General features: G+C 70.8%; 8 protein-coding genes. 6 read left to right on the forward strand and 2 right to left on the reverse strand.

The genetic code is table 11. The features are described from left to right. The first annotated feature begins 24 nt into the window (after window positions 1-24). The 3 genes from ACFWPS_RS37025 to ACFWPS_RS37035 are packed head-to-tail and all read left to right on the forward strand — an operon-like array spanning window position 25 to window position 6,321. Complete coding sequence (locus tag ACFWPS_RS37025; RefSeq protein WP_383713637.1) at window positions 25-1,272, forward strand: glycosyl hydrolase; 1,248 nt, start codon at window positions 25-27, stop codon at window positions 1,270-1,272. Next, entirely contained in the window at window positions 1,269-3,278 is a 2,010-nt protein-coding gene (locus ACFWPS_RS37030; RefSeq protein WP_383713639.1) for an endo-beta-N-acetylglucosaminidase, read from the forward strand. Before ACFWPS_RS37025 ends, ACFWPS_RS37030 begins: the two co-directional genes overlap by 4 nt. A gap of 28 nt (window positions 3,279-3,306) precedes the next feature. Continuing rightward, complete coding sequence (locus ACFWPS_RS37035; RefSeq protein WP_383713641.1) at window positions 3,307-6,321, forward strand: alpha-mannosidase; 3,015 nt, start codon at window positions 3,307-3,309, stop codon at window positions 6,319-6,321. Window positions 6,322-6,374: 53 nt separating this feature from the next. Here the strand turns inward: ACFWPS_RS37035 and ACFWPS_RS37040 are convergent, their stop codons facing one another. Next, complete coding sequence (locus ACFWPS_RS37040) at window positions 6,375-9,725, reverse strand: NACHT domain-containing protein (protein ID WP_383713644.1); 3,351 nt, start codon at window positions 9,723-9,725, stop codon at window positions 6,375-6,377. Window positions 9,726-9,854: 129 nt separating this feature from the next. Next, the gene (locus ACFWPS_RS37045) at window positions 9,855-10,580 is read right to left on the reverse strand and encodes a FadR/GntR family transcriptional regulator (protein WP_383713647.1); all 726 of its coding nucleotides are present in this window, start codon (window positions 10,578-10,580) and stop codon (window positions 9,855-9,857) included. 175 nt (window positions 10,581-10,755) lie between these two features. Here ACFWPS_RS37045 and ACFWPS_RS37050 point away from each other — a divergent pair, with 175 nt between their 5' ends. Genes ACFWPS_RS37050 through ACFWPS_RS37060 form a run of 3 tightly spaced genes read left to right on the forward strand, consistent with a single transcriptional unit; the run spans window position 10,756 to window position 14,355 of the window. After that, window positions 10,756-11,826, forward strand: coding sequence for a sugar ABC transporter substrate-binding protein (locus tag ACFWPS_RS37050; RefSeq protein WP_383713650.1), 1,071 nt, complete (start codon window positions 10,756-10,758; stop codon window positions 11,824-11,826). After that, window positions 11,823-13,337: a sugar ABC transporter ATP-binding protein gene (locus tag ACFWPS_RS37055; RefSeq protein WP_383713653.1), complete on the forward strand. Its 1,515-nt coding sequence runs from the start codon at window positions 11,823-11,825 to the stop codon at window positions 13,335-13,337. Before ACFWPS_RS37050 ends, ACFWPS_RS37055 begins: the two co-directional genes overlap by 4 nt. Beyond that, window positions 13,330-14,355: an ABC transporter permease gene (locus ACFWPS_RS37060; RefSeq protein WP_383713656.1), complete on the forward strand. Its 1,026-nt coding sequence runs from the start codon at window positions 13,330-13,332 to the stop codon at window positions 14,353-14,355. Before ACFWPS_RS37055 ends, ACFWPS_RS37060 begins: the two co-directional genes overlap by 8 nt. Window positions 14,356-14,392: the final 37 nt, after the last annotated feature.

Genomic DNA, 14,392 nt, shown 5'->3' on the forward strand with positions numbered 1-14,392 from the left:
ACCCCGTTCCCGCAAGGAGACCGCATGCCTGAGGCCGTGCGCTTCGGCGTCAACTACACCCCCAGCGAAGGGTGGTTCCACCACTGGCTCGACTTCGACCTCGACTCGGTACGCGCCGACCTCGACTCGATCGCCGCGCTCGGCCTGGACCACATCCGGGTCTTCCCGCTGTGGCCCTACTTCCAGCCCGACCGCACCCTGATCCGCCCGCGCGCGGTCGAGCAGCTCCTCGCCCTCGCCGACGCGGCCGCCGAGCGCGGTCTGGACGTCAACGTCGACGGTCTGCAGGGGCACCTGAGCAGCTTCGACTTCCTGCCCGCCTGGACCCGTACCTGGCACCGGCGCAACCTCTTCACCGACCCGCAGGTCGTCGAGGGCGAGGCCGCCTATCTGCGCACCCTCGCCGCGGCCCTCGCGGACCGGCCCAACTTCATCGGGATGACGGTCGGCAACGAGGTCAACCAGTTCGCCGCAGGACCGCATCCCGATCCGGACCGCATCAGCGCGGCGGAGGCGGAGCAGTGGCTCGGACGGCTGCTGGCGGCCTGCGCCGAGGGCGCCCCCGGCGGGCTGCACCTGCACGCCTCCTACGACGCCGCCTGGTACCAGGACGACCAGCCCTTCACCCCCGCCCACTCGGCCCGCCTCGGCGACGTCACCGCCGTGCACTCCTGGGTGTTCAACGGCACCGCCCAGCGGCACGGCCGCACCGCTCTGCAGACCGAGCAACATGCCGCGTACCTGGTGGAGTTGAGCAAGGCCTGGGCCGAGGACGCGCACCGGCCCGTCTGGCTCCAGGAGGTGGGCGCGCCCGCGCCGCTGATCCCCGCCGAGCACGCGGCGGCCTTCGCCGAGGCGACGATCACCGCCGTACTGGACTGCCCCGACCTGTGGGGCATCACCTGGTGGTGTTCCCACGACGTCAGCCGGAGCCTCGCCGACTTCCCCGAACTCGAATATGGTCTAGGCCTGTTGACCAACGACCGCAAGCCCAAGGACATCGCCCACGTCCTCGCGGCGGCCGAGCCGAGGGCGGCGCGGACCCGCGGCACGGCGCTCGTCGTGCCCTCCGAACCGGCCCTGCGCTCCCGGTGCGCGCCCGGCGGACCCGTCTTCGACGCCTGGTTCCGGCTCGCCGCCGACGGCGCCCGCCCCACCACCGTCCTCGACGCGCGCGCGACCGACCGGGAGCATCTCGTCGCGCGCGGCATCACCGAAGTCGTCACTCCCGACCAGGTTCTCCCCACCCCACAAGGAGGCACCCGCTCGTGAACCCCAGCAGACGCACCGTCCTCATCGCCGCCGCCGCGGCGGCCTTCTTACCCACCCCCGCCATGGCCGCCACCTCGAAGGCCACCGCGGCCGCCACCACGGCCACCCCGCCGTACGCGTCCTACTTCTACCCGGACTCGTTCCCCTCCGGCAGCCCGGGCACCGGGATCACCTGGCGCAGTCTGAAGACCTGGACGGCGGCCGGCGACACCGACCTCGCCTTCAACGCCGCCTCCGTCCCGCTCGCCGCCCGTTTCACCCCGACCCCCGCCAACACCACCGCCCGCTCCGGGCAGGCCCGCATCCAGTCGCTGGTGTCCTTCGGGCCCACGTCCAGCAACCCGTCCCAGGGCTCGGCCACCGCCGACTACTACGCCCTCACCCACTGGGCGTACCTCGACGAGCTGGTCTTCTGGGGCGGTTCGGCGGGAGAGGGGCTGATCCTCGCCCCGAACGCGCCGATCGTCGACGCGGCCCACCGGCACGGCGTGCCCGTCCTCGGCAACATCTTCCTGCCGCCCACCGCCTACGGCGGCCAGCTCCAGTGGACCCGCGACCTGGTCCAGACGGACACCACCGGGCACTACCCCCTTGCGGCCCAGCTCGTCGCCCTCGCCGCCGCCTACGGCTTCGACGGCTGGTTCGTGAACGCCGAGACCAGCGGCGGCAACACCGCCCTCGGCACCGCCATGCTCGGCTTCGTCACCGAGCTCAAGTCCCTTGCGGCAGCCCGGGGACAGCGGGTCACCTGGTACGACGCGATGACCGTCAACGGCACGGTCAGCTGGCAGGGCGCGCTGAACAGCCAGAACCAGTCGTTCTTCCAGGCCGCCGACGACATGTTCGTCGACTTCCGGTGGAGCACCTCGACACTCGCCTCGTCGGGCACGAACGCCGTCCAGCTCGGCCGCAGCCGCTACGAGCTGTGGGCCGGGGTCGACGTCGAGTCCAACGGCTCCAACACCTCCGTGAACTGGAACGCGATGGTGCCCAGCAGCTCTGCGCACATCACGTCCATCGGCTTCTACCGGCCCGAGTGGACCCGCAACCACCTGCCCGCGAGCCGTACCCCCGGCGACTTCCACGCCGCCGACGACCGGTTCTGGACCGGGCGGTCACTCGACCCGTCCCTGCCCGACAGCACGGATCCCTGGCGGGCACCGGCCGTGTCGGTGGCGGACCGGTCGACGGTGACGGCGGTGCCGTTCGCGAGCGTTTTCAACACCGGGCACGGACTGCGCTGGTACGAGGACGGCGAGGTCACCTCGGACGCGCCCTGGAACCACCTCGGCCTGCAGGACCGGCTGCCGTCGCGGCGCTGGGCGGTCCGGACGGCGGGCACCAGGCCGGCCGTGACCTTCGACTTCGCGGACGCCTGGCGGGGCGGCAGCAGCGTGCTGGTGAACGGCGCGCTGGACCAGGCGGTGGTCCTGGACCTCTACGCGACCCAGCTCCCGATCACGGCACAGACGGGTGTCGAGCTGACCTGCCGGACCGACTCTGGAGGCGTGGACGTCGAGCTGGCCATCGCCACCGCCGAGCCGGGCAGCGCCGGTGCCGCACCGCCGTACACCTATCTGCCGGTGGAGTCGGGCGACGGCTGGTTTACCGCGACCGTGCCGCTGACCGGTCTCTCCGGCACCGTGCACGCCCTCGGTGTCCGCCTCACCGCGACCGACGGACCCGTCCAGTGGCGGCTCGGCGCGATCGCCGTACGGGAGGCGCCGAGCACCCCCGTCGCTCCCGCCGCCGCGCAGGTCACCGCGGCCGACGGCGGCAGCCTGCGGCTCGCCTGGGACGCCGCGCCCGGCGACGTACGGCACTACACCCTGCACCGGCTGCTGGCGGACGGCACCCGGCGCTTCCTCGGCGCCACCGGCCAGCGGGCCTATTTCCTGACCGGTCTCCAGCCGGAGCAGGGCGAGGCCACGGCACGGTTCGAAGTGCGTGCCGTAGGGGAGCTGTACACCTCGTCGGATCCCGTGACCGTCACGCACACCTGGTAACCGGTAACCAACAAACGGAGCACCCCACATGCATGACGACCGCAGCCTGGTCGAAGCCCGCCTCCGGCGCGTCCTCGACGAGCGCATCCGTCCCGCCGTGTACCCCGAGTCCGTGCCGCTCGACGTCGCGGTGTGGCACGCGCCCGGCGAGCCCGTGCCGGTCGCCGAGGGACTCGCGGCCGAGCCCGAGCCGATCGCGGTGGGCGCAAGGTGGGGTGCTCCCTGGGGCACCAGCTGGTTCCGGGTCACCGGGACCGTCCCCGAGGAGTGGGCCGGGCGGACCGTGGAGGCCCTGCTCGACCTCGGCTTCGACGAGAACATGCCCGGCTTCCAGTGCGAGGGTCTTGTCTACCGGCCCGACGGCACCCCGGTGAAGGGCCTCAACCCGCGCAACCAGTGGGTCCGCGTCGGCGCCCCCGCGGCGGGCGGCGAGGAGGTACGGCTGCACGTGGAGGCCGCCTCCAACCCCGTGATCCTCGACTACCACCCCTTCCGGCTCACCTGGCTCGGTGACAAGGACACCGCCGGGCACGAGCCGCAGTACACGCTCACTCGGATGGACCTCGCCGTCTTCGACGAGACCGTGTGGCAGCTCGTCATCGACCTGGAGGTGCTCGGCGAGCTGATGGCCGAACTGCCGGCCGACGCACAGCGCCGGTACGAGATCCTGCGCGCGGTCGAGCGGGCCCTGGACGCCGTCGACCTCCAGGACGTGAACGGCACCGCGGAACGGGCCCGTTCGTGTCTCGCAGAGGTCCTCGCCGTCCCCGCCGCGCCCTCCGCGCACCGGATCACCGCGGTCGGGCACGCGCACATCGACTCGGCGTGGCTGTGGCCGCTGCGCGAGACGGTCCGCAAGGTGGCCCGCACCACCGCCAACATGACCGCCCTCATCGAGGACGAGCCCGACTTCGTGTTCGCCATGTCCCAGGCCCAGCAGTGGGCGTGGGTCAAGGAGCACCGGCCCGAGGTGTGGGCGAAGGTGAAGAAGGCGGTCGCGGAGGGGCGGTTCGTGCCGGCCGGCGGGATGTGGGTGGAGTCGGACACCAACATGCCGGGCTCGGAGGCGATGGCCCGTCAGTTCGTGCACGGCAAGCGGTTCTTCCTGGACGAGTTCGGCATCGAGAACGACGAGGCCTGGCTGCCGGACACCTTCGGTTTCGCCGCCGGGCTCCCGCAGATCATCAGGGCGGCCGGCTCGACACGGCTCCTCACCCAGAAGATCTCCTGGTCCCAGACGAACAGGTTCCCGCACCACACCTTCCACTGGGAGGGCATCGACGGCACCCGCATCTTCACCCACTTCCCGCCCGTCGACACCTACAACTGCTCCATGAAGGGCAGCGAACTCGCCCACGCGGCCCGCAACTTCAAGGACAAGGGCCGCGCCCGGCACTCCCTCGCGCCGACCGGCTGGGGTGACGGAGGCGGCGGCACGACCCGCGAGATGGTCGCCAAGGCGGCCCGGGTACGGGACCTGGAAGGCTCGCCTGCCGTCGTCTGGGAGACGCCCGCCGGCTTCTTCGCCAAGGCCGAGGCCGAATATCCGGACCCGCCCGTCTGGGTGGGCGAGCTCTACCTCGAACTGCACCGTGCGACCCTCACCAGCCAGGCGAAGACCAAACAGGGCAACCGGCACAGCGAACACCTCCTGAGAGAGGCCGAGCTGTGGGCCGCGACGGCTGCCGTGCGCACCGGATTCCCGTACCCCTACGAGGACTTGGACCGGATCTGGAAGACGGTCCTGCTCCACCAGTTCCACGACATCCTGCCCGGCTCGTCGATCGCCTGGGTGCACCGGGAGGCCAGGGCGACGTACCAGCGGATCGCCGCCGAACTCGACGGGATCATCGGCGCGGCCCAGCGCGCACTGGCGGGGGAGGGCGACCGGCCGCTGCTGTTCAACGCGGCGCCGCACGGCCGGGGCGGCGTCCCCGCCGGGGGAGCGGGGCCGGAACAGCCGTCCGGAGAGGTGACGGTCTCGGACCGGCCCGACGGCGGACACGTCCTCGCCAACGGCCTCCTGCGCATCGAGATCGACGCCCGGGGTCTCGTCGTGTCCGCCTACGACCTCGACGCCGACCGCGAGACCATCGCCCCCGGCACGGCCGCCAACCTGCTCCAGCTCCACCCGGACTTCCCCAACATGTGGGACGCCTGGGACGTCGACGCCTTCTACCGCAACGCGGTCACCGACCTCACGGACACCGACGAGCTGACAGCCGGCGCGGACGGCCGGTCCGTCCGGGTCGTACGGTCCTTCGGCTCCTCCCGGGTCACCCAGGTGCTGTCGCTGCCGCCCGGGGAGCGCCGCCTGCTGATCGACACGGAGGTCGACTGGCACGAGACGGAGAAGTTCCTGAAGCTGGCGTTCCCGCTCGACCTGCACGCCGAACGGTACGCGTCCGAGACCCAGTTCGGGCACTTCCACCGCCCGACCCACACCAACACCTCCTGGGAGGCCGCCAAGTTCGAGGCCTGCAACCACCGCTTCGTCCAACTGGAGGAACCGGGCTGGGGCGTGGCGGTCGTCAACGACTCGACGTACGGCCACGACGTGACCCGCAGCGTCCGCACGGACGGCGACCGGGGTACGACGACCACGGTCCGCGTCTCACTGCTGCGCGCGCCCCGCTTCCCGGACCCGGAGACCGACCAGGGCATCCACCGCTTCAGGCATGCACTGGTGCCGGGCGCGGGCATCGCGGACGCGGTACGCGAGGGCTGGCGGATCAACCTGCCGGAGCGGACGGTCACCGGCGCCCACGAGGTCGCTCCGCTGGTGACGGTCGACAACGACGCGGTCGTCGTCACCGCGGTGAAGCTGGCCGACGACGGCAGCGGGGACCTCGTGGTCCGGCTCCACGAGGCCCACGGCGGCCGGGCACGCGCCACGCTGACGGCGGGGTTCGAGGTGGCGGACGTCACGGTGACCGACCTGCTGGAGCGAGTGCTGCCGGACGTGCCGGAGTACACGGGCAACGACGTCGAGCTGCGCCTTCGTCCGTTCGAGTTGAGGACACTGCGCTTCACCAGGGTGTGAGCGGTGCCCCGTCGCAGCATCGCCGGGCCACATGCCGTCCGGGGACTTTTGCATCACGGGGACCGCGGGGGCACCGGCGCGGCCGGTACGGAGTCCTGCACGACGGCGATGGGCCGGACGGTGCCGTCGCGCAGGACCCGGACACGGGCGCGGCGGCTCGCCTCGTAGGCATGGCGGTGGGCCTGGGGAAAATGCATGCTGTCGAGGTCACCGCCGGGCAGGAAGCGGATCAGCCAGGCGACGGACTCGGGACCTTCGGTGGCCGCCGCGGTCGCCGTCAGGAGCTTCTCGTAGTCATTGCGGAGGTTGCCGAAGCCGGCGCTCGGGGTGCTCTGGAAGTACCGGAAGACCGCCTGGGTCCGTGACGGCGGGACGTCATTCGGGACTTCGTACGTGTTGAGGTGCTCGCCGCTGCTGAGCCGGCGCAGGCAGTCGTCCACCTCGTCCTCCCGGGAGAAGGCGTAGAGCCAGTCCCGTGCCTTCACCCCGTCGGTGCCCGGCAGCCCCGCCCTGGCGCGCAGCTCCTCCACGATGCCCGTGACGCCGTAGGGCGCCAGTATCGAGACCAGCCGGTGCGGGGCGGAGACGGACTCGTCCATGTCGTCCTGGATGTTCCAGCGGTCCAGGAGCACCACCTCGCCGTTGACGATCGCCGTACGGATGACATCCAGCCCCACCGGTACTCCCCACGCGGCCAGGGTCGCCGAGGCGGCCACCCTGATGCTCACGTCGGCGTGGCGGACGAGCCCGTCGAGTTCCTCGGGGTCTCCGGGGCTCTCGTCCAGGCACTCGAGCGCCAGGCAGCGGGCCTGGACCGTCACGGTGTGGTCCCGGACGAGGGCAAGCAGTTCTTCGCGCGGTGCGCGGCCGTGGCCCGCGGCGACATGGTCGCGTACGGCCGTCAGCAGAGCGGTGCCGCTGCCCATGGACCGGAAACGGTCGAGCAGCATCCGTACCCCGGCCTCACCTGCCGCGTCCAGGTATGCCCCGGCCACGTCCTCGTGATCGAGCGGCCGCTGGAGGAGCTCCAACAGCCGTTCGGCAGTGCCGGGCTCCCGGGTGTTCTTCAGCGCGTCCCGCACGGCCGCCGCGACGACCTCGAACCACTGGAGGCCCACATGCCTCTCCAGCGCCCTCAGGGAGACGTCCGCGGGAGCGCCCGCCTGGCCCAGTGCGCGCACGACGAGCGCGATTTCCTGGGCCCCCCACCAGGTGCCGCGTCCGGACCCGTCACCCACATACGTGAGCCGCCGGTCCAGCTCGGTGTGGAGCGCGGGGACTGCGGCCTCTACCCGTAGCGTGCCCAGAGCGGTGATCAGCGCCTCGCGCAGGTAGTGGACGGAGTCGACCCCGCCCAGTGAGAACGCGCCCAGCAGCCGCTCACCCACCCGTCGGCCGCCGTGCGCCTCCAGTGCCTGGATCAGCGCGAGCCGGGCCTCGCCGTCACGTTGGTCGTCGCAGATGTACGCGACGACCTCGTCCAGTTGCTCGTCCGACCGTGCGACCCCGACCAGCGCCTCGGCCGCACGGCGTTTCTCGTCCAGGTGCAGGGAACTGCCCAGCAGATCCCAGACCGTGGCCACGATCTCCCGCCGCAACGCCACGTCGGCCACCCTGGGGCTCCCCGTCAGACAGCGGGCCGCCAGCAGCAGGTCGGTGTGGAAGAGGTCGTCATCGGGTAGGACGAGAAGCCCGGAGTCGTCGGTACGCGGCTCGTCCGGCCCCAGTTGCAGCAGCCCCGCCAGCAGCGGAGACGCGTCCGGCAGCACCCCTGCCAGCAGCAGGATCACCTCCTCCCACCACGGGTCGTACCGTGCTGTCACCGCCTGCCGAACCCCCTCCGCACCCCGCTCCAGCAGAGCGGCCGCGGTGAAGTGCTCCTGGAGCGTGAGGTGCAGGAAGCCGTACCAGCCGTGCGCCTGCGGCTTGAGCAGACCGTACTGCGCGGCGATCTCGTCGAGGATCGAGCGGCTGTCCTCCGGGGCGAGATCGATCGTCGGCAGAAAGCGGGCGATCTGGTCGAGAAGGTCGTCCTCGGGGAAGTAGCGCAGTCCACGCTGGTGGTAGTGCCGGGCGATCTCCTTCAGCAGATCCTGTTTGCGGTCGGTGGTGAAGCGGCTGTAGCGCGAGATCTTGCGGTGGGCGTCCCACTCGCGGAGCAGGACCTCCACACACCGCTGGTACAACGCCGCCCGCCGTTCGGGGAGTTCGAGATCCCGTTCGTAGACGATCGCGATCAGGCTGAGCAGCAGCGGATTGGCGGCCAGGGTCTGCAGCCGGCCGTTCGCCGACAGGGCGCGGACCAGGCCTGCGCGACGACGGTCGTCCGGGCCGAACCAGTTGGAGACGAACGTCTCGATCTGCGGCCACTCGAAGTCCAGTGCCTCCAGTACCTGGAACTGGGGCAGCCCGCCCCGCCAGCCCTGTCGGCGGCATGTCGCGGCGATCGGCGCTCGGGGGAACCGCGTTGCCAGCCGGGCGAGTTCGGCGGTGACCCGGCGATAGGCGCTCTCCGCCTCCCATGCGCTCTCTCCGCCCAGTACCTCGTCCAGGCCGTCCAGCAGCAACGCCGCGCTGCCGTCGGTGAGTTTCTCCACGATGTAGTCGCGGGCGTCCTCGAAGCCGTACTGGTCCGCCCAGTGTTCGGCCAGGTGGTCGAGCAACGACTCGTGCCCGCTCTCGATGAACCGGAACAGCTCGACGTAGGCCGGGAGCACGGGCAGCGACTCGTGCTCCGACTGGGTGGCCATGCGCAGAGCCAGGTGTCGCAGCATCGTCGTCTTGCCGGCGCCCGGGTCACCCACGACCACGATGCGGCGGTAACGCTGGAGGGCGTCCACGGGTGCGTAGCTGTGGACGGCGGCCTGGGTCTCCGCCGCCGCCCTGGCCTCGGCACGCTCCGCCTCCGTACGCCAGCTCCGGCGCTCCGCGTCCGGCCGGTGGGCCTGCCGCTCCACCTCGTCGGCGGACAGGAACCGCAACGGCTGCTGTTCCTGCACCCCTACCTGTACGTACAGTCGCTCCAGCCGCAAGGGCCGCGACATGTCCAGGATCCGCAGGGTCGACAGTTCCTGCACCAGCCGACCGCAGTACGCCGCCGCCCCCGCCTCCAGACTGGAGCGCCGGGCCGCCACTCGCCGGGCGGCCTGCTCCTGCTCCTGTTCCTCCTCCCGGGCGGCCCGTCGGCGCTCCCGCTCCGTCTGCTGCCGCTCGTGCTCCCACTCCTGCTCTTTCAACCGCATCTGGGCGGCTGTCTCCAGCCGGATCTTCTCCCGTTCCAGGCCCTGGACGCGCTGCACCTGCCACAGTGCCACCGCCGCGGCGATCATCGCGGCCAGCAGCCCGCCCAGTGCGGTGACGACGGACGCGCTGTCCAGCGCAAGGTGCTCACCCGACAGCGACACAGGCCCCCGCCCCTCTGTACGATCCCTGTCGATTGTGGCAGCCCGCCCAGCTGATGAAACCCCTTTGTCCCTATGTCAGTTGTGGACTTCTCCCAGAACAGGCCCACGGTGTCGGTGAACCTGCCGGTACTACGTGCCCACCTGGGTCCGCAGCCACTGCTCCACCTCGCCCACATGCGCGGCCGCCGCGGCCCTCGCCGCCTCCGGGTCCCGGGCGACCAGGGCCCGGTGGATCGCCGCATGCTCCCGGCGCGTCCGGGCGAACGCCCCCTCCTCCTCGTACCCGCGCCACACCCTGGCCCGGAAGGTCCGGGACGACAACCCTTCCAGGATCGCGGCCATCGTGTCGTTCCCCGCGGCGCCCGCGATCACCCGATGGAACGCGAGGTCGTGCGCGAGGATCTCCTCGGGATCGTCCGTCGCGTTCATGGCCGTGAGGTGCTTCTCCACCTCGGCCAGCTGGTCGGGCGTGATCCGCGCCGCGGCCAGGGCCGTCGCCGTCGACTCCAGTACCCGCCGCACCTCCAGCAGCTCCACCAGCTGCGGCCCGCGTGACAGATCGGCGACCACGCCGAACGTCTCCAGCAGGTCTCCCGCCTCCAGCTGGGTGACGTAGATGCCGGAGCCGTGCCGGGCCTCCAGGACGCCCAGGACCGTCAGCGCGCGGATCGCCTCGCGCATGGAGCTGCGGGACATGCCCAGCTGGGCGGCGAGGTCCCGTTCCGTCGGCAGTCGCTGCCCCGGCTCCAGCCGGCCCTCCGCGATCATCGCCTTGATCCGCTCGATGGCGCGCTGCGTCACCGTGCCCTTCTGCGGAGCACCAACGCCGTTCTCTGCTTCCCCGGTGTCCGCCACGCCACTCCTCCTGTCGCCGGTGCGCCGAAGTCTAACCAGCGAGGTGGTCGGACCACTATGGCTCGTTCGACGGCTCATCGACGGAAAATTAGCGTCTGCGGGGTGTTGAATCCGCCGAGTGGTCTGATAAGTATGCGGTCATCTGCTCGAACACGCTCGATGAGGAGCTGCCAAGATGCCCGGCAGAACACTGAGGAAGCGGAACAGGTCCCGGATCACCGGTGCGACGGCCCTGGCCGTCGGCGCCTCGCTCGTGCTCGCCGCCTGCGGCAGCACGAACGACACCGGCAGCGGCAGCGCCGGAGGCGGTGGCACCGGCAAGGTCGGGGTGATCCTGCCCCTGCTGACCTCGCCGTTCTGGCAGTCGTACAACGACTACGTGCCCAAGATGGCGAAGTCCGAGGGCGTGGACGCGCTGAAGACGGTCAACTCGAACAGCGACCCCTCGCAGCAGATCACCGACATCAACAACGAGCTCAACCAGGGTGTGAAGGGTCTCGTCGTCGCGCCGCTCGACAGCGCTGCCATCGAGGCCGGACTCGACCAGGCCGAGCGCAAGGGCGTGCCGGTGGTCGCCGTGGACGTGGCGCCCGACAAGGGCAAGGTCGCCATGGTGGTGCGCGCCGACAACGTCGCCTACGGCACCAAGGCCTGCGACTACCTCGGCCAGCACGTCACCAGCGGCAAGGTCGTGCAGATCATGGGCGACCTGGCCTCGGTCAACGGCCGGGACCGCTCCGAGGCGTTCCGCTCCTGCGTGAAGAAGAAGTACCCGAAGCTCAAGGTCCTGGAGATCCCCGCCAAGTGGGAGTCCGACACGGCCGCCTCCCAGCTGAGCACCCTCCTCAACGCCAACCCCGACATCAAGGGCATCTACATGCAGGCCGGCGGCGTCTACCTCGCCCCGACCCTGCAGACCCTGAAGTCCAAGGGCATGCTCAAGACGGCCGGGCAGAGCGGGCACATAGTGATCGTCTCCAACGACGGCATACCGCAGGAGTTCGACGCCATCCGCAAGGGCCAGATCGACGCGACCGTCTCCCAGCCCGCCGACGCCTACGCCAAGTACGGCATGTACTACATCAAGGCGGCGATGGAGGGGAAGACGTTCAAGCCCGGTCCGACCGACCACGACTCCACGATCGTCAAGCTGTCCAGCGGGATCCTGGAGGACCAGCTCCCGGCACCGCTGGTCACCAAGGACAACGTGGACGACCCGAAGCTGTGGGGCAACACGGTCAAATGATCACGCCACTCGTTGAGGCCCGGGACATCGTCAAGCGGTACGGCCCCACCGTCGCCCTCGCCGACGGCCGGCTCACCGTCCTGCCGGGCGAGTCCCATGCCCTCGTCGGCCGCAACGGCGCCGGCAAGTCCACCCTGGTCAACGTCCTCACCGGCCTCCAGGCCCCGGACGAGGGCACGGTCCGTTTCGACGGCGAACCCGCGCCCCCGCCGGCCGACCGGGACGCCTGGCGGCGCAGGGTCGCCTGCGTCTACCAGAAGCCCACGGTCGTACCGGAGCTGACGGTCGCCGAGAACCTCTTCATCAACCGGCAGCCCCTGCACCGGGGTTTCATCAGCTGGCGGCGACTGCGGAGCGAGGCGGCTGCCCTCCTCGACACCTGGGACGTCCATGTCGACCCCGAGGCGCGCACCGCCGACCTCAAGGTCGAGGACCGTCAAATGGTCGAGATCGCACGGGCGTTGAGCTTCGGCGCCCGGTTCATCGTCCTCGACGAACCGACCGCCCAGCTCGACAACCGGGAGATCGAGCGGCTGTTCAGCCGGATGCGGGCGCTCCAGGACTCGGGCGTGACCTTCCTGTTCATCTCGCACCACCTCCAGGAGGTGTACGAGGTCTGCCAGACCGTCACCGTGCTCCGCGACGCCCGCTGGATCATCACCGCCCCCGTCGCCGACCTGCCCAGGGCCGCCCTGGTGGAGGCGATGGCGGGGGAGGCGGTGACCCGCCAGGAGCAGCGGCCGCGGGACGCGGTGGCCACCGAGGCGCCCGTCGTCCTCAGCACCAGTGGGCTGACGTCGGAGTCGTACGACCGTATCGACCTCACCGTCCGCAGCGGCGAGGTCGTCGGCCTCGCCGGTACCAGCGGCAGCGGAAAGATCGAGCTCGCCGAGACCATCGCCGGGCTGCGCACTCCGACGGGCGGGACCGCACAACTGCAGCAGGAACAGCTGCCGTTCGGTGATGTGCGGGCCGCGCTGCAGGCCGGTGTCGGCTTCGTGCCCCGCGACCGGCACGACCAGGGACTCGTCCCCGGCATGAGCATCGGCGACAACGCCACCATGACCGTGCTTGACCGGCTCGGCCGCGGCGGGTTCGTCGGCGCCGACCGCAAGCGCCGCTTCGCCACCGGGCTCATCGAGCGCCTCGACATCCACGCCGAGGGCCCCGAACAGCCCGTCTCCGACCTGTCCGGCGGCAATGCGCAGAAGGTCGTCATGGCCCGCGCGCTCGCCTCCGACCCCCGGCTGCTCGTCCTGGTCAACCCCACCGCGGGCGTCGACGTGAAGTCCAAGGAGTCGCTGCTGGCCCGCGTGGACAGCGCCCGTGAGGACGGCACCGCCGTGCTGGTCGTCTCCGACGAACTCGACGACCTGCGCCGCTGCGACCGAGTCCTCGTTCTCTTCCACGGCCGGATCGTCGCCGAACACCCGGCCGGCTGGCACGACCACGAGCTGATCGCCTCCATAGAAGGAGTGGACTCCATGCCCGAAGGAGTGGACCATGGCTGAGACCAAGGCCCCGGTGTTCACCCCGGTGCGCTCCCCGGACCCGCGCGCGGCCCGTACCGTCCTGCTGCGCCGGGCCCGTGAACTCGCCCTCGTTCCAGCCCTGTTGCTGCTGATGGTGCTGGGTGCGGTGGTCAACGACTCGTTCCTCACCGAGCGCAACCTGATCTCCATCCTCGGCGCCTCCGCCGCCCTCGCGATGGTGGTGCTCGCCGAGTCGCTGGTGCTGATCACCGGCAAGTTCGACCTCTCCCTGGAGTCGGTCGTCGGCATCGCGCCCGCCGTCGGTGCCCTCCTGGTGCTGCCGTCGGCCGAGTCCGGCTGGGGCACCGAACTCCCCGCCGCCCTCGCCATGGTGGCGATCCTCGTGGTCGGCGCGGCAGTCGGTGCCTTCAACGGGATCCTGGTCGTCAAGTTCAAGCTCAACGCGTTCATCGTGACGCTCGCGATGCTGATCGTGCTGCGCGGTGTGCTGGTCGGCGCCACCAAGGGCAAGACCCTGTTCGGGATGCCCGACAGCTTCTTCACCCTGGCCACCTCCACCTTCCTCAGCGTCCCCATGTCGGTGTGGCTGGCCGCGGTCGCCTTCGCGGTCACCGGGCTCGTGCTGAAGTACCACCGGGTCGGCCGCGCCCTCTACGCCATCGGCGGCAACGCAGACGCGGCCCGCGCCGCCGGTATCCGCGTCGACCGCGTGATGCTCGGGGTGTTCACGGTGGCCGGTGTCCTCGCCTCCGTCGGCGGGATCATGCAGACCGGGTACGTGGGTGCGATCAGCGCCAACCAGGGCAACAACATGATCTTCACGGTGTTCGCCGCGGCGGTGATCGGCGGCATCAGCCTGGACGGCGGCAAGGGCACCATGTTCGGCGCCCTGACCGGCGTACTCCTTCTGGGTGTCGTACAGAACCTGCTCACCCTGGCGCAGGTGCCGTCGTTCTGGATCCAGGCCATCTACGGCGGCATCATCCTTGTCGCCCTCATGATCGCCCGTGTCACCACGGGACGGGCCCAGGACTGACCGGCCCGCGTCCCGCACTCCCCCCGACGGAAAGGCA

This window comes from Streptomyces sp. NPDC058457, assembly GCF_042720695.1.
Lineage (GTDB): Bacteria > Actinomycetota > Actinomycetes > Streptomycetales > Streptomycetaceae > Streptomyces.

Excerpts from the sequence above, each read along its gene's own strand:
- ACFWPS_RS37050 (WP_383713650.1), top strand. The coding sequence starts at position 10,756 with ATGCCCGGCAGAACACTGAGGAAGCGGAACAGGTCCCGGATCACCGGT.
- ACFWPS_RS37025 (WP_383713637.1), top strand. The coding sequence starts at position 25 with ATGCCTGAGGCCGTGCGCTTCGGCGTCAACTACACCCCCAGCGAAGGG.
- ACFWPS_RS37035 (WP_383713641.1), top strand. The coding sequence starts at position 3,307 with ATGCATGACGACCGCAGCCTGGTCGAAGCCCGCCTCCGGCGCGTCCTC.
- ACFWPS_RS37060 (WP_383713656.1), top strand. The coding sequence starts at position 13,330 with ATGGCTGAGACCAAGGCCCCGGTGTTCACCCCGGTGCGCTCCCCGGAC.
- ACFWPS_RS37055 (WP_383713653.1), top strand. The coding sequence starts at position 11,823 with ATGATCACGCCACTCGTTGAGGCCCGGGACATCGTCAAGCGGTACGGC.